11 protein-coding genes are annotated in these 16,241 nt (G+C 55.8%); 8 read left to right on the top strand and 3 right to left on the bottom strand.

Annotated elements, in window-relative coordinates:
* Positions 1-43: 43 nt before the first annotated feature.
* Positions 44-556 (bottom strand): class I SAM-dependent methyltransferase, encoded by a 513-nt coding sequence (locus ACR0IM_RS22515; protein ID WP_170510954.1) that lies wholly within the window; start codon positions 554-556, stop codon positions 44-46.
* Between the two features lie 677 nt (positions 557-1,233).
* On the opposite strand from ACR0IM_RS22515, the gene ACR0IM_RS22510 reads away from it, so the two are divergent.
* The 6 genes from ACR0IM_RS22510 to ACR0IM_RS22485 all read left to right on the top strand — a co-directional run bounded on the left by ACR0IM_RS22510 (position 1,234) and on the right by ACR0IM_RS22485 (position 11,270).
* Complete coding sequence (locus ACR0IM_RS22510) at positions 1,234-1,626, top strand: hypothetical protein (protein ID WP_480683288.1); 393 nt, start codon at positions 1,234-1,236, stop codon at positions 1,624-1,626.
* 280 nt (positions 1,627-1,906) lie between these two features.
* The gene (locus ACR0IM_RS22505) at positions 1,907-2,326 is read left to right on the top strand and encodes a ubiquitin-activating E1 family protein (RefSeq protein ID WP_170510945.1); all 420 of its coding nucleotides are present in this window, start codon (positions 1,907-1,909) and stop codon (positions 2,324-2,326) included.
* Complete coding sequence (locus ACR0IM_RS22500) at positions 2,323-4,158, top strand: relaxase/mobilization nuclease domain-containing protein (protein WP_480683287.1); 1,836 nt, start codon at positions 2,323-2,325, stop codon at positions 4,156-4,158. Before ACR0IM_RS22505 ends, ACR0IM_RS22500 begins: the two co-directional genes overlap by 4 nt.
* A gap of 86 nt (positions 4,159-4,244) precedes the next feature.
* A complete protein-coding gene (locus tag ACR0IM_RS22495; protein WP_480683286.1) occupies positions 4,245-5,282 on the top strand; it encodes a hypothetical protein in 1,038 nt (345 codons plus the stop codon).
* 424 nt (positions 5,283-5,706) lie between these two features.
* Positions 5,707-7,989 (top strand): hypothetical protein, encoded by a 2,283-nt coding sequence (locus tag ACR0IM_RS22490; protein ID WP_480683285.1) that lies wholly within the window; start codon positions 5,707-5,709, stop codon positions 7,987-7,989.
* Positions 7,990-8,270: 281 nt separating this feature from the next.
* Positions 8,271-11,270: a hypothetical protein gene (locus ACR0IM_RS22485; RefSeq protein ID WP_480683284.1), complete on the top strand. Its 3,000-nt coding sequence runs from the start codon at positions 8,271-8,273 to the stop codon at positions 11,268-11,270.
* Positions 11,271-11,361: 91 nt separating this feature from the next.
* Here ACR0IM_RS22485 and ACR0IM_RS22480 read toward each other — a convergent pair whose 3' ends face one another.
* A complete protein-coding gene (locus ACR0IM_RS22480; protein ID WP_480683283.1) occupies positions 11,362-12,066 on the bottom strand; it encodes a lysozyme inhibitor LprI family protein in 705 nt (234 codons plus the stop codon).
* Positions 12,067-14,186: 2,120 nt separating this feature from the next.
* On the opposite strand from ACR0IM_RS22480, the gene ACR0IM_RS22475 reads away from it, so the two are divergent.
* Together ACR0IM_RS22475 and ACR0IM_RS22470 are read left to right on the top strand one after the other, a co-directional pair.
* The gene (locus ACR0IM_RS22475) at positions 14,187-14,876 is read left to right on the top strand and encodes a hypothetical protein (protein ID WP_480683282.1); all 690 of its coding nucleotides are present in this window, start codon (positions 14,187-14,189) and stop codon (positions 14,874-14,876) included.
* Positions 14,877-14,950: 74 nt separating this feature from the next.
* Positions 14,951-15,199, top strand: a complete 249-nt coding sequence (locus tag ACR0IM_RS22470) for a ParB N-terminal domain-containing protein (protein WP_039524390.1) — start codon at positions 14,951-14,953, stop codon at positions 15,197-15,199.
* Here ACR0IM_RS22470 and ACR0IM_RS22465 read toward each other — a convergent pair.
* Complete coding sequence (locus ACR0IM_RS22465) at positions 15,191-16,204, bottom strand: fatty acid desaturase (protein ID WP_170452345.1); 1,014 nt, start codon at positions 16,202-16,204, stop codon at positions 15,191-15,193. The genes ACR0IM_RS22470 and ACR0IM_RS22465 overlap by 9 nt on opposite strands.
* Between the last annotated feature and the right edge of the window lie 37 nt (positions 16,205-16,241).

Raw genomic sequence — 16,241 nt, 5'->3', positions numbered from 1 at the left:
ATTGCGTCCAATTAGCCAGCCATTGTTGTAAATCCGGGTGCGCTCAAGATTTTCGGATGAACAAGTATCCCTTTTGGGAAAGCTCCGTACTCCAGTTTGATTGGTGAGACTGGATTACGTCTTTGAACCCTTTGATGTTGGATGCCTCGTCAGCGATCAGAAGCCAGCCGCCATCTTCGACATGATTGAGCAACCGTTCCAATACGGTCTTCTGCAATGCCTCGGAGAGCATATGTAAGGTTCGGTCTATCAAAACCACATCAAATTTGCCTTTTGGCACGTATGCGGTGACGTCAGCCACAGTGCCCTCCACCACAAGTTTTTCTGATTTGGCCGCGCTGATCAGTTGCTGGATGCCGTTTGGAGAAATATCCACGCCAACGACATGGTGACCAAGCCGGGCGATGAACAGCGCGTCTCTGCCTTGACCGCAGCCAATGTCGAGAACACGCGCGCCGGTTTGATCAAACTGATCAAAAAAGTCGACGAATACCTGTGTGGGTTCGCCAAGTGCGTTTGGTTGTTCACCATAGAGTTTGTCGTAATTGTAAGCCATGAATCGGCGGATAGTAGATTTGGCCGCTGAATGCTAAGTGAAATATTTCGTGATCGTTGGCTGTTCCTTTCGACCGCGTCGAAAGCCTAGGTTCGGGCGGTTCTTCTTGGGCTGTGAGGCTCAAACTCAAGTGTTTGCTGCCGTCTTTTGCCCAACCCGCCCCGCTAAATTGAGTCCGTCTGTTAACCTGATCCACGCAAGCGCGGATCAGGGCCGGACCGTCCTGTCTTTGGCCTCCGCCCGTTGAAAAGCGCGACTTTTGCCACCGGTGATCGTCCGTCTTTTGCCACGAAGGTCATACCGATCCGCAAAGGCCACCCGCACTCCAAATTGAGCACTGCGCCCGTGTCGGACCGAGGCGATGTTGCCGCCATAAACCACATCGCATTGTTCAGATGGTCCGCGCGCAGCGATCCCAGAAAGTCTTGCCTATTCACTTGGCCCGACAGGTTCAACCTCGTTGCTGGAGATGATCCTCGGCTGCCGTGTTTCTGAAGGGATGAACATAAGCGGGTAGTCGGGGAAGACGCGCGGTGCCCGGACCGGGCACCGCGCTTCAACAAGGAATTTCCCCTGCGCCTGCGGCGCATTCCGCGCGGACCAAATTCCCTGCTGACGTCCCCTTGATGCCCGCTTTTCCCATGTTCATCGAAACACGCCATAGCGAGGATCAAACAATGGCAACTCAAACTCTGAAACTGAACGTCAAGACCGGTGAAAAAGAAGGCAAGACTTTCTGGGATCGGTGCGGGGTTCTCTTCGTCAACACCGATGAGACAGGCAACATCACCTCGATCCAGGTCAAGCACAGCATGTTCCCCGGCGTTGAGATGGTGGCCTTCCCGAAGCGCACCGATGACGAGCCCGTCACCGAACGACGAGAGGGCAGGGCGGCGCAAGCCGCCCTTTCTTCTGCTCCGGCCAGAGGCCGGAGCACATATGCGCCATGCGTGGCGCGCGGTCCAAAGACCGGGCAGGGACTCTGCCCTGCCTTAACGCGGCAGTTCGCACCCCTGCTACACCCGCCGCGCGAGCGGCGGGAAACAGAGCGCGCTGAGGCGCGCGAATAATGCCATAGAGAACTTAAACGTGCCGGTATGTGACGGGCGCCGTTCGGGCAGCCCATGCGGTGCATGATTGCCCTGCGCCAGTCCACCGGCACCCACGCCTGCTGGCTGGAAAAGGGGCGGGACCCTTTTCCCGGCGTGGAGATTGCCTCCAAGAGCAAAACTGTTCCGAGGGCAATTTTAGAAAATGCGGATTTCTAAAATCACCCCCGGTTTCCTCTTGGAGAGTATGACAGGATAAGGTAGTTGTGTTACAAACTGAAAATACAACCAGAGGTATGCATTGAGCAAGCCCGCCGATACCACTGTCTTTTCCGTACGCTTGCCAGTGGATGCGCTGGAGCGTTTGGAGGCAGCTGTAAGTGTGCTGGGAGCCAAGAGCCGCAATCAGATCATCCAGCGTCTGATCTATCGGTTGATCGGTTATCTCGATCCCGACCCTGCTGTTGTGGATCTCTGGCAGAAGCACTTGCGGCAGGTTCAGGGTGGATACACCAACCTCAATCAGCTTGCGAAATCGGCCAAGCGCGGCACGGTGATCTGGACGGATGACGACCGCCGCGACGTCGAAAATCTCCATCGTGCGATCATCCAGCACCGGCAAGACTTGAAGGCGATGATCACTGCCGCCCGCCGAAGCCGAGAGCCTGAATCCGCCATTCGCCGGATCTTGCGCGACGACGATTGGACACCAGAAAAATGAACGCCGCAGCCCGTGATCTGACAGCCGGAGACTTCCTGGAACTTGCCTTCCGTGAGGCTCAGAAGGGTGTCGATCGTTCCAAGCGGATCAATCAGCAGCTGCAGATCGCAAAGCGCATGAAGTTCATGATCTCGCGAGCCTCATCCATCAAGGCGCGGCTTGGTGCCGTGGTTGGCAAGCCTGAGGCAGTTGTGAAACACGTCCGCAAAGGCGGCGTGAACAACGCGCATGAGCTGCGCCGCCAGATCAACTATCTGACCGTCCGGGCAGAGGGTGTGTTGGACATCCGAGACAATGGCGTGACCCCGCTCGATGCGGATCAGGTCAGTGATTTGATCGAGACTTGGGCCGAGGATTTCAACGGGAGAACCAACTACGGTTACACCCGTCACATGATCGTTTCTTTTCCCGAAGGCACCTATCCGGACGCCGCTCACGAGGCCGGTTTGGAGTTCGCGGATCGCCTGTTTGGGAGCGGTGATTTTGGCGATACCTGGGACTATCTGACAGTGTTTCACAACGACACCGATAACCCCCATGTCCACATCGTTGTGAACAACCGAGGCGTCGAGCATGGTCAGTGGCTCGCTATGGGCATGAGCAGCGAAATGAACATCGACGTTCAGCGCTCTATCCAGGTCGAGGTTGCAGAGGAATACGGTATTGAGCTGACCGCGACGACCCGCCTTGAGCGCGGTTTGCGGCAGGAAGTTGAGACCGATACGTGGAAAGTTCAGGCCGGAATGTCGGTTGTTGAAAGCACCCCGGAAGTCGAAGTTACGGCCCGCGACATGGCCGGTGATGTGATGACCCTATCCATCGCAAGAATGTCGGATCTGTTTGATGAGCGCGCCAACGCCGTCAAAGACCGGATCGAAGAGTTTGCCATCCAACTCGTTGAAAGTGAGGAACCTATGGTATCGAGAATGGAACATCTACTAGATCAGGCCCATCATTTTGATGACTATGGCGAGCCTGGAGACCCGTCTTATGTGTCGCCCGAAGTCATGAGCAATTTGCGGCGACACATCGAATTAGGCGGTTCTGAGGAAACGATTACACCCGAGCTGAAGGCGCAGGTTGTTGCCCATATCAGCGACGTCCGGGACAACGAGCAGAGCCATCCGCACCTGTCTGCCCTTGCTGATATTGTCGATGACAAGGAGTTCCAGGCGTCCGCAGATTACGCCCCGGCATCACGCCGCTACGAGGTCTATATGCAGGATACTTTGGGCGAGGGGGCTTATGAGGACTTCCAGACTCAGACCAAAGATTTGTTGCAATCCATCGACAAGATGGAAGGGCTGGCCCGTGAGGTTGACGACCCTCATCTGCGTGTCGCAATGGATATTCAGATTGGTGAGCTGAAGGGCGACGTTGCGGATCTGCGCACCAACGATCCGGACCTTCAAGCCTTCATCCTCGAGGACCGCCGCTATTCAACGATGATGGGAATGGGCACCGCCGAAATGGATGTCTTGGATTATCCAAAGGCCGAACAGTGGGCGGCGATCCGCAAGGAAGTCACCGACACGGCCAGCAGCTACGGCCTCGATGGCGAGGCATTTGTTGCCCGCTTTGGCGATCATCACAACGTCACTTTGGGTACTACAATGGGATGGCGCAGCGACGACATTTTGACCGCAACGGCCCACTTCCAGGCTCAAGGATTGTCGGACAGCCACGACCGCGCGGAGGCCGTTGTTGACGAGCTGCACCAGCTTGCTTCTTCCAGGATCATCGCAATCTCAGAAGAACTCTCGGACGTTCACGCCCACGCAACGCACCCGCTCTTGCAAGGGCGCGGTGACGATGACGGTCACAGCCTATAGGACTTCACCCGGTCTGCCTGATGAGTGCGCCAACGCTCTGAGCAGATCCATCACTGAGTTATCCATCAACTCGCAAAGGAAAAACTATGGTTTCGCGTACAGACTATCTTTTGAACGAAGTCGAACACTTCGCACCCTATTCCCAATTCGATCAATCCGCCCCGCGCGAGGATCGCGTTTCAGAGCAGATCGACATCATCAAGAAAGAACAGCAGGCGATGGGCTTTGATCGTGCAGCCATCGCTTCAAAGAGCTTCGACATCGAGGACCAGGCCAACCGCCGTGTTGACGAACACACGGCGCAACAAAATCTGGTCGAAGAACTGAAAATCGAATTGGAGGCTGCGGAGCGGTCAGGGGAGCCGGTTGATCTGAACGATATGCAGGCTTTGGTTTCTCAGCACATGAACGATGCTCAGGAATACGACCTGTATCACCCCTACTATTCGTCCCTTGCTGATCTGTCCGGCGACAAAGGTTTTCAGGATTCCGACGACTACCAGTCGCCCGGTGATCGCTATGTTCAGTATATGCAATCCGCTCTGGGTCAGGCCGGTTTCGAGAACTACGAACAGCAGACCAAGGACATTGTGAACTCCATCGAGAACATGGAGGCTCTTGCACGTGAGGTCGAAGATCCGCATCTGCGTGCCGCAATGGACGTGCAGATCGGAGAGCTGAAGGGCGATGTTGCCGAGCTACGCCCATACGACACCGACCTGCAGGCGTACACTGTTGCTGACGACAGTTACACCACATCCATGAATGCGGCCGAGTTGGACAACTTGGACCCGACAGAAGCCGAAAAGTGGCTGGCTGTGCGTGATGACATTGTGGCGACCGCCAACAGCTTCGGTCTCGACGGAAACAAGTTCCTGGCCCGCTATAACGATCATGACAGCGTTTCAGTCGGCACCACGGCGACTTGGCGAGACGCGGACATTTCCACCGCTGCCGCCCATTTTAATAGCCTAGGCGTTCCGGACAGCTACGAGCGCGCCGAGGCCGTTGTCGGTGAGCTGCATCAAGTTTCATCCAGCAAGATTGCCGCCGTGGTGCAAGAGATTGCCCATACCCGCGAACAGGCTACCCACGTCCATGAGTATGATGGACACAGTCTGTAATTGCCGAGCAGAAGGTATTTATTGATGCAACAGGGCTAAATTCAGGCTCGGCGCAAAACAGGGCGGGATGGAATCTTCCGTACAGGATTTTTGGAAAACGACCCTTCGCTGCCGTTGACGTGTGCGACCGCAACGCGGACTTAGCCGCCGTTGCCCTTCTGGGTGTTTGCTGATGCAGCATTCGCACGCAGGTGCGGCACACTGATCGCTGTGAAGCAGCATGCGTCGCCAGAGCGGTCATCGAAAGCCGCTCCCAGAGGCTAAATACAAAGCTTCCTTTCGCTTAGATCGTTTTCTACGTAGTGGCCACATCGCGCATTCGCTTGCTGCCTAGAAATGTTGGTCGGGTCTCAATTGAATGGAAATGTGTTATAGTTGAGTTGGACGACTGGTTTGTAATGATTCAGAGAAAGGTACGTCCGCAATGTTCGCTCTTTGTCGCCAGCCGATATTGCTCTTCTTTGCTCTTCTAGTATTGACGTTCCCGTCCCCGACTGCGGCGGACAAGCTCGCAGAGTTTCTCTTCTGGGATTCGATGGGATCGCAGGTAGGCAAAGCAGCCGCGAGCCTTCAGGAATATCGAAAGGAACGGGCGCTCTGGAAACAGAACATCGCAGATGCCGAAGAGGAACTGCGTCGTTGCGGCGGATGCGCAAGCGCTCAGGCCAAGTTGGATAAGTGGCAGCGGACAGAGGATCAGTTCCAGAGAATTGCCGCGAGCGCGCTCTACAGCACGGGCCAATCGCAAGCTGTGGCCGACTGGCTCGACATCGAGATGGGACCGCTGCCGCCAATCGGCGCCTTTCCTTCGTCCTACGACAGGGGCGAAGGTCTGGTCCAGAGACCGGACTGGATTGATGACGCGCCGGAGTTCTGCAAAGGCCCGTCTGAGGCTTACATTGCCGGTCTGAGAGACTACCAGGATCACAACCGTACCACCCTCACCGACTGGCTCATCGCCCCCGGCGGACCCTATTTTGATCTCTCCAAGCTCTACGCCGCTTGCCGAGACAAAGACTACCACGCTTTCGAACAGGAAACGCTTCTGCAGCAAGCGCGCGCGGAGGGAAAGGTCCTGCCGGAGCGTGGCACCTATGCGCTCGCAACGGTGATTTATTACGGCGAGGTGCCCGACAGCTTCATACTGCCGGAGATGCCTCGCGAGGCTGTCGAGGAGGAGCTTGCGAAAGACTCGATCAATGAAGTCTGGATTCGGACGAAGCGAACCGAACCTGACCTCTTGACAGCTTACAGCGTTAAGTCTTTTCAGTGGTCCGATCTGGTGCCCAACAGCCGATGCTTCGAGTCGAGCGAGCCCGCCGCCGATGAAATCGACAGGAGAGTATGCGACGATCTTGGCGGGGCCTCCTTCGCTGTCGATCCGCCTGTCCTTATCTGCCAGTTTCCCATGCCAGGTGCGAACCTCCAAGAAACCTCACTTGCACACATGTTCTGGTATGGAGAGCGCCCCAAGATCGCCAACCCCGAGCGGTTGCTCGAACGCTCCCACGATCACCCGCTTCTCTCTGTGGGGGCTCCGCGCACTTTCTGTCCGCCGTCCAGAGGCGAAACGGAAGCCGCCTTGAAGCGCTTTTCCGGCGAAATCCAGACCCTCCGCCGGGTTGTGCCTCAGGCTCCCCGAACCGTGGCACTTCCGGCACCGGAGGAGCTCATCAGGCAGCGCGAGGAGGCGGAAGCGAGAGAAGTTGGGCTCCTCGAACAGCGGCGCGCGACACAGGAATTCGCGTTCCCCGGCCGCTATTCGCTGGAAAGAACAGATGGATCGAGACCCGCCGAGGACTGCACCGTCATAGAGATCTACCAACCAAATTATGCGCTGATCTGCGGCCAGCCGGAAGCGACGAATGTTTTTTCCGCCAGCAAGCTCGATGCGTTTACAGTGTTTGAGATGGACGGGCCGGGGAGCGCAGCACGTTTGCTGGCCTTGCAGGAACAGGGAGCAGTCCTCGAAGGTGGCGGTTTTCGGCTGACGCGAACCGGCGAGATCGTGTCAGTAGCTGAGATTGACATTGCGGGCGAATTTGAGCTCCGCCTCACTTCCGAAGGCACAGAAACGAACGCGATCTGCAGCCTGACGAGTGTCAACGGCGCCGACCCGAATTGTGTATTCACCGATGGCACTGAGTATCGCGGCAACGTTGTTCCCTCTTCGGAAACAGCGCTTAGTTTCCTTTTCTCATACCCGCGCTGGATTTCGTTCGCTGGACAGCAATTGACCAGTGCCTACATCTTTGTTTCGCCTGGCGGTAGTTTGGAACCACTTACGCTGGAACTCATCGATCTGCACGCCGACATCGCCGGAAGATTGACGCGGACCAGCCACACTCCGGCACCCACAATCCCAGTAACGCAGCCGCAAATACCGGAGGACATGGCTAGGCAAACTGGAAACCTGTGCGAACCACGGAGCATTGTCGGTATCTACCAGACCCAGTACGGAAAGATGCGATGCTGGGAAAGCGCGGGGCTTCACTGTCGCTATGGACCAGGTTTTCGGAACGAATTGGAATTGTCGCTCGATGAGAATGCAGCACGGGTCAATGGTACTTGGGTGGAGGGCAGCGCGACTGGGTTCGTGGAGTTCGACCTCATGGACAACTGCGCTATTGGGGACGGCCGGTGGGGTCAGACTATGGACCGCTCTTCGGCGACGAACCCCTGGGCCGTCGTCCAAAAGCTGAGATGATGTGAGCGAATAAGCGCGAATTTTTCTAATGTTGGGAATAGATTTATGAGCAGATTGAAGAGCTTGTTTCGCGGTTATTGCCTTTTTCATGGGTCATGCGGGTCCTGCTGTATCCGACATTGATGCCGGCTGGCAGGCACTCGATGAGGGCAACTACGAAGCGGCAGTGTCAGAGTTTCTTGTTGAAGCCGGGAATGGTGAAGCGATCTTTCAGCGCCTCGATATTACAACGTCTGTGATATAATAGAGCAAGATCGCTACTGTCTGGGAGGAAAGTGCTTTTGCGCAAGTTCGTTTCTCTGCCTGTGTTGGCTATAAGCTTTGCTATCGCATCTCCTGCATCAGCGAATGCCCAGCAGAACTGGTCATTCACCGCTGACGGCCACAACTGGTTCGGCAAAGCCGCGCCCGCCGTTTCAGGGAGCAACCCAAAGATCGAGTTCCGCTGTATGGCCAAGGATGTCGATGTTGACTCCTACCTCGGTGACCCGAGAACAGTTTCTCTGTTCCCGCCGGAAGAAGGCACTCTGACTGTGCTGGTATCAAAAGAACTGAATCCGGTAGCAGTGCCCGCAGGTGCTCTAGTCGAAATTTCGATCGCGGTTGACGGGCAGATCCTGGGGTCGTCGCAACTTGTGTTCCTTCAGCCCGAAAGTGCCTTCGCGGCGCGCGTTGCCACGACCCACCCGATGATTGGCGCAATCAAGCGGGGCAGAGTCCTGACGCTTCGTAACTTGACGTCTGGTACAAGTCTTGGCGTTGCGCTCGACGGGTCGGAGAGCGCACTTGAGCAGCTTGAAGAATTCTGTGAAACACCCCGGCGTAACTTTCCAAACCTCCCGGTTCTGCCGGACGTCGAGATGGCTGCGGGAGCGGGACCGACAGCGGACCATTTGCCTGGAGGCACAGGGGTCCCGGCCTCCGGTCCGGAAAGTGGAATCTCCAAACCGACGCCAAGTGAGTTGCTGGACCGCTGTAAGGCCAGTGGGCCGTCCGGTCATCCGCTTTCCCTCGAAGTGCAGAACAGGCACTACGTCACCTATTCGGAAGGAAATGATGAAATTCGAGCCATCGACCATCCGGACGTGGAAGGCATCATCGGTGGAGACGGCAACGACACCATCTTTGTGACCGGACGCAGGAACTTCCTGGATCTAGAGGGAGGCAGGGGCGCTGACACGATAGTGATCTGCGGACCAATCGCGCTGTCTCTCCAAATCAACCTCGCCAGCGGGCAAGGTCTGGGAGGCGATGCGAAGAAGGATACTCTATTGCTGGGTCCGGAGGTGTTTCTTGGGGTTCCGGAAGGATTTCGCAGGCAGATACGAATTTTTGGCTTCACCTCTGGCGACGACAGCATCAACCTTTTGGTGCCGCCCGGCATGGAACTTGACTTCTCCATTAACAGATCCCCAATGGCCAGCGTCGGGCCTGTCGATTTCACGCTTCATATGGCGGACACGACTTCGACACCCGAGGCAACCGCATTTCACCTGGAACCGGCCATTGGCGTCGGGTCGGTCAAAACGGCAATCGTCGAAGATCCGCTTTCCTCCTACAGGCGCGACATCTCCTGCGAAGATCCCATTCCGGGCCCGGGCGCCGAACCGGAAATCGCCGGTTGGCAAAATGCGCTCTACAGCTTGGGTCCGGACATTCTTCGGATAGATTCCAAGACGCAGGTTGATGATCACATGCTTCTTGGAGGCGACGACACGGCCTACGTCTTTTCGTCGCAATCGGTCAGCATGGGGAGCGGTTCCGACCTTGCCATTGTCTGCTCGATGGATCAGCTCGGCCAGTACCTAAATGTAGGGACGAATGATATAGATGCCGACACCGTCGTCGTCGAGACCGGTCGGCTCCAGGGCGACAGCGAGCGCACGCTTTCCATCCTTGGGGTCACGAACGTGAATGACCGTGTTGTCCTCCGCGTGCCCGAAGGATTGGACGTGGCGTTCGAGTTCGGCGGACGGAACGCAATAGTCGGTTCACTGAGAGTGGAGCTTGGGTTCGCGCAGATGCGACCCGAATTCACGGCGCAACCAGCCGTTTTCGTGGTCGAGCGCGTTTCAGATGCGCCGGCAGCCGTGGAGAATCTGGAACCGCCCCTTGATCTTAGCAGCATTGATTGCCCGCACCCCAACCAAGCCCGCTCAGCTGCGGTGACCGTGGCTCCGGGCCGGACTGCAAGCGACCATTTCACGAAGGGCGACGACACTGTCGTTCTCTGGGGAGTGCCGGACAGGCCGGATTCGATTGTGACATTCGAAGGCAACGACAGTGTCTATCTTTTCGAACCGACCGCCGGCACTACCATCGCGACAGGAGCAGGCGCGGACCTCGTCGCCCTCTGCACGATGACTTCGCTTTTGACGGAAATTACACTCGGAGAGGGTCACCTCCTGCCTGACGCGGAGGCGGATGGCGTGATCCTGGGACCGGATGTCTTTCTGGCTGTGCCGGAAGGCTTCCGTCGAAAGGTTCGTATTCATGGCGTGACGCCTGAAAACGACCGTTTGCAATTGCGTTTACCACCGGGACAGAGCGTCGACAGGTTCGAGTTCCATGAGCCGGATTGGCTGGAAGTCACTGTCGGCAAGGTCGATCTCAGATTGAGCTTCACCCGTCGGACCACGAGCGAAATTGCGGCAAACAGTATCGTTTCGATTGTAAGCGCTACAGCTTTCGGTCCACCGGCCAACGCTTCGCCGGAAGTGCGGCGCGAGGATCCAGACCGGATCAACGTTCAATGTTCCGATGTAGACAATGGCCTCACCTGGGCCGTGCCGAAAATCATCCAGAATGCTGGCGTGAATTTCGGTGTGTATGGAGATTCGGGCGAAACTATTCTGGTTAAGTTTGTGCCCAGCATATCAGGTTACTTGGCCGGTGGCGGCAACGATGTGGTTTATGTCGTGAACCCCGGTGAGAACGCCGGTCTGGACCTGGGGGCCGGTTCGGACGTTGCCGCAGTCTGTTCGATGAGGGAGCTGGCAATGTCGATCAACATGGGCCCGCACGATGCCGAACCTGATCTGGTCATTCTTGACCGCGGAGTTTTCGCGGGCGTTCCGAAGGGACAGAAAAGGCGCATTATCTTGGCGAATGTCGTCGCCGGAAGTGACCTTATTGTAATCCGCCCGCCCGATGGAATGAATGCAGAATTCACGCGACTGATGATGGGGCCGGGCTACGTGGTCGGGGACACCGAAATCGTTGCGTACCCAAGCGATCCAGGCTCCATTTCCGACTACCGTAGTCTGTACCGGATCGAGTGAAGGCCGAAACGCAGGTGGTAGGGCTCATCGCCTGACGCCGGTTTGAGGTCGCCGGTCGCCTTTCGGTGACCGGTCCCGCAGCCGCGAAGGATCAGTTGCAGCCGACCTCCCCCAGTCCGATGCTACCATAGGTTCCTGGCAGCGCTCTGCGCCCGGACATCGGGAAACGGATCTCGGTCAGCGCCGCCCGCGCGCCGCAGAACCTCTTGCAGGCGTCGAACGGCGCCGCAAGCAGCACCACCTCGTCGCTCCGCGCCACCAGCGTCAGCTGGCAGCCATCCACTTTACCCACGTATCCCACGGCGCTCCGCTGGGCCCCGCGCACTCCGACCCCACAACTGTGGCCCCCACCCTGAAACGAAAGGACCTCGAAGTCGGCGGTGGCGCCGCTTTCGCGGACGACCAGGGAGTCGGCTCCGCCACGGGTGCAATAGAGCCCTGTCACACCTCCGGATGCCACCGACACCGGGCCACCCCCACTGGATTGCAGTTCGGCAAGCCGCCGCAGCATCAGGTCGTTCAGGCAAGCGACATTGCTTCCGCAGGCGTCTCGTTGGCCAATCCAGGCGATCTGCGCCGTCTTGATTTGCTGGCGTCCGGCCGGCAGGGCTGCGGCGCGCGCCGCGCCATAGGCCGCCGCAATCTGCCTGTCGAGCTGCGACAGCTCCGCCGAAGCGCAGATGGCGTGCTCAGTCGGCGTGCCAGCCCTCGCGCAATCGAAGCTCGGCGGCCCGGCCCTGCCTTGCGATGCAATCGACAGACCTGAGATCAGCATCGCAATAAAAAACGATTTCATGAAAATCTCCCGTCTCGCTGGCGTCAATGCATAGAAAATCCGCAACCGGCATCCCCCTATTGGTCTGCCAGTTTACAACAAGTTCGCCTGATTTCGTCCTCTGATCAAGCGTTTCGCATGGCGAGCGGTATCAGTATTATTCACCTTTCCCAAGCATGGCGACCATCATGTCAAAATGATCATAGCAAAGCTGCCCCGAATGGCCGATTTCTCCGCTGCACGGCGGTGCGCGATTTTACGCCTCTGCGGCATTTCTGGAGATGCGTGCGCGCGCAGCGACAAAATCCAAGTACTGGATGGGCTCAGTGTTGCCGTTCTCCGCAGCAAGCATGATTGGCTGGTCCCAGCCTGAAGCAGGCATTCACAATCACGCTTTTCAGTTTTGCACCAAGCCATTGACTAGGACATGCGCGACGTTCAGGAAATCATGTTGTCTGCTGTAAACGACTGAATTGGGCTCGGTGCCATCGTTGTCTGCTGTTAGCATGATTGGCCGCACGCAGCCCAAAACGGACATTCGCAATTAGACTTTGCAATTCCCGAGAAGCGTAGCAGATCAACCATTTGCTCGCGCCGCGAGTGCTTGCGCAGCATCAGTTCACAGGAGCGGCACGAATGTCGATGCGTTGCTGCTGATGACGTCAGGCCAGTCATTCATAGCCACGAGGAAACCTTGATCACGTACCGCTCTGTCGCCGCACTCAGGCTCGACAAGAGAGACGCGGACTTAAGCTGCCATTCGCTGCTGCTCCGCCCCCAAATCCCTACAACAACAGATTAATGCCAAGTAACTTCTTTCGGCGGTTCACCAGGCTACTTGGTCACGTGCTTGTTTCACAAACACCTGCCTTAGCAGTACTAGCGTTGCGACGAGGGAAACTTCCTTGACTCTATTCTGGCAAAGGACCACAAACGTGCATTGGTGAAAATTACTCGTCGTCGCGATGCTGCCGGCTTCGATGATCCAATGGCCTTCAGACTAACTGTAGCATGTGCCCCAGCATAGGAACGGGTCGCGCTGGGGTCTTCGCGTTGAGCTCGTTCCTCGCAAGCATTCGCAACTGTCACCTGACATGCTCCAGTTATCGCGTGACCCATCAATGAAGGCGCCGTATGAACAGAACATGGCTTATAAATCGCGTGCCCGATGCCGGATAGATCAGGTCTCAGGCTCCGTTTCAATCAGTCACTCATCGTGTTTTCGCGCCGCGTTCTTTGTTTGATCCCGACACTCTTGGTGTTGCTCTCCGGAACGCAGCTTCCCGCCCAAGTCGCAGGCAATGCTGATGGATCGGTCTGTGACGAAGGCTTCGAAAACAAGAACGGATCGTGTCAAAGAGCAAACGCACCTGAAAATGCGCATTTGACCGGCAGTTCCTATGGTCCAGGTTGGGTATGCAACCATGGATTCAAGCGTGTTGGAGATTTTTGTGAGGAAATAGAAGTTCCTAAAAACGCATATCTTGCATCGACCGGAGATCGATGGGAGTGCAATCGGCTCTTCCGACAAGTCGGTGAAAGATGCGAAGAATTGATAGCGCCTCAAAATGGGTACGTCGGAACCCGGTTTGGCGCACAGGAAATACACTGCAACTGGGGATTTCGTAAGGAAAGCCAAACATGTGTTGCAATAGAAGTTCCAAAAAACGGTCGTCTGAGCGACAAAAGAAGCTCGGATGGGTGGGTATGCCTCAGAGGGTACAGGGCAGCGGAGAGCGGCTGTGAGCCTGTGGCCGTTCCACAGCATGCATACCTTGCGCCTGAAACCTACTCTGGATGGAAATGTGAACGTGGCTTTCGCGCAAACCAGGACAGTTGCGTTGCGATCCTAGTCCCTTCCAACGCTCATTTGAATCGAAGAGGTGATGGTTGGGAATGTAATCGGCCGTTCACAAGACAGAACGATAAGTGCGCCGAAAATATGCCGCGAAAATAGGTTCGCTGGAAATCAATATCGCCTGACAAATCCGGAAGGACCAAGCCGTGAACCATAACTCGATTGACGAAAACCTTGGCAAAATGCTCAAGGCCGAAAGGGCGCATCGCTGGTCCTACAGAGTAAAGATGTTTATCGCGTTATTGGTGTTTGTTGCGACCATAATTGTGGTGGTGTTTCTCTGATGCGCAAAAATGCCCCTCAAGTAACCCTTCACGGTTCAAAGATGTCAGCTCGTGGTCTGGAACAAAGAGCATTTCAGGATCGCAGTGTTCGTGAGTCGCGGAACGCTGACGTAGCAGGAGTGATTGAAGAAGAATTTGGAAAGTACTTGATTAAGGCCGGCATCCTGAGCGGTAACAGCGTTGCGCGCGCATTCCCCAAGCCACCGGCTAAAACGCAGACAATGATTGCTGATGCAGTCGGCGAAACACCAGCATTGGCCATCGAAGCATTAAAAGAAATTCTCGGTGAACGAGACAGGAAACGTAGCGGTCAACGCCGTTTGGAGAGAAACTCCGGCACCCTCGTTCCCAGTGAAAGAGAATATGCCGAGGCATTGCGACAGATTAGGCTCACCCCTGCGCAGGTCACTATGCTCAAAGCACTTACAATCGCAGGCAAGGACGGTCTGACCATTGGTCATTTGTCTCAGGCGGCCGGTCACAAATCGCGCGAGGCCTCCATCAAGGTTTTTAAGAAAATCGGACTATTGATCGCAGAATATCTGGAACTGGACCTACCCGAAGCCGGATCGGTGCAGAATGATGGCGCCGCTCAGGTCCTGGCGTTTTCTCACATCGAAAGTGACGATGAGCCAGCCACTTGGGTTATGCATCAGGAACTGCGCGACGCTGTTCGTTCGGTTCTATGACGCACGTTCCAACCCCCGCTTTTGCAACGAACTCTGAACCGGAACAATTGCACGAAAGGTTGCTCACGTAGCTTATGTTGGAGAAAAGACCATATCCGCTCGACCTGATCTATGTACCTGTGAAACGGGCGAAAACGCTTGATCAACAAAAAGTTCTGACGCTGGCCGAAGATATCCTGAAGAACGGCCAGAAGACCCCGATCCAAATACGCTCGGACAACAAGAGGTTCGTGCTGATTGAAGGCCTTCACCGATTAGAGGCCATTCGCGCCCTGGGCGGTGATACGGTCGAAGCCTATCTGGTACGCGCCAGACTACACTAAATGCCTTTTGGAATTGGCGTTCGACAAAGCCTCGGAAAATGTCAGCAGACGTTGACTTTTTTCATCCCAAAGATGCAATCGTGCACAATGAAAGCTCTCATATAGAGTAATACGCTGGCAATTTTCTAACGCAGAATGGTCACGCAAAACTTCGTTTAGCCGGTAAAACGGTATGCGGCTGGCAAGGTGGTGAACATGGTGTACGCCGATGTTAGCAGAGAACCACCGCAGGATGCCTGGTAGGGCATAGTGAGAACTTCCATAGAATGCGGCGTTCTGAAGGTTCCACCCCTCTTCCCGTTCCCAGGTCGTGTGTTCAAACTGGTGTTGAATATAGAAAAGCCAAATACCAATCGATGATGCGACAATCATGGTTGGTAGGAAAACATACGATAATACCTCAATGCCTCCGGCCCAAAAAACTAGGGCCAATATCCCTGCAATTGCAGCGTTTGTTCCCATCGCACTTGCCCAGTACAGCCAGCCCGAACGCATGAAACCAAGAGGTAAACGGTTTTGAATAAAGAACGTATAGATCGGCGCAACACCGAACAGGAAGACGGGGTTCCGGGTCAGACGATAAGCGGCACGCCCGAACCACTTCCGCTTCAGGTATTCTTCAGTGGTCAATGTAGGGATGTCACCCATACCACGCCGATCAAGGTTACCGGTTGAAGCGTGGTGAATCGCATGGCTTTGCCGCCAAACGTCATAGGGTGTCAGGGCAAGAACACCTAGAACCCGACCGGTCCAATTGCAAACAGTGCGACTTCTAAAGAAAGATCCATGACCGCAATCATGCATAATGATGAAGATACGGACCAGAAACGCGGCATTCAGGATGGCCAGTAGTATTGCGATCCAGACACTAAAAGATAACGCAAACCACGCTAGGGCCCATAGCGCAAATAAGGGAGCAACTGTGATCGCAAGTTCAAAAACACTGCGCTTCGCATCGGCAACACGGTATTGCGCGAGCACCCGCGTCCAGTCTTTAGGTTGCAAGTTACTTGTTCTCCAATGGCTTATTGTAGCCCATTGT

The sequence above is a fragment of the Ruegeria sp. BF6 genome (assembly GCF_056538665.1).
This window is presented reverse-complemented; position numbering and strand designations above follow the sequence as displayed.

Bases quoted from the DNA above. Each gene is read 5' to 3' on its own strand.
- ACR0IM_RS22515 (WP_170510954.1), bottom strand. From the start codon at position 556: ATGGCTTACAATTACGACAAACTCTATGGTGAACAACCAAACGCACTT.
- ACR0IM_RS22510 (WP_480683288.1), top strand. From the start codon at position 1,234: ATGGCAACTCAAACTCTGAAACTGAACGTCAAGACCGGTGAAAAAGAA.
- ACR0IM_RS22500 (WP_480683287.1), top strand. From the start codon at position 2,323: ATGAACGCCGCAGCCCGTGATCTGACAGCCGGAGACTTCCTGGAACTT.
- ACR0IM_RS22495 (WP_480683286.1), top strand. From the start codon at position 4,245: ATGGTTTCGCGTACAGACTATCTTTTGAACGAAGTCGAACACTTCGCA.
- ACR0IM_RS22490 (WP_480683285.1), top strand. From the start codon at position 5,707: ATGTTCGCTCTTTGTCGCCAGCCGATATTGCTCTTCTTTGCTCTTCTA.
- ACR0IM_RS22480 (WP_480683283.1), bottom strand. From the start codon at position 12,066: ATGAAATCGTTTTTTATTGCGATGCTGATCTCAGGTCTGTCGATTGCA.
- ACR0IM_RS22475 (WP_480683282.1), top strand. From the start codon at position 14,187: ATGCGCAAAAATGCCCCTCAAGTAACCCTTCACGGTTCAAAGATGTCA.
- ACR0IM_RS22470 (WP_039524390.1), top strand. From the start codon at position 14,951: ATGTTGGAGAAAAGACCATATCCGCTCGACCTGATCTATGTACCTGTG.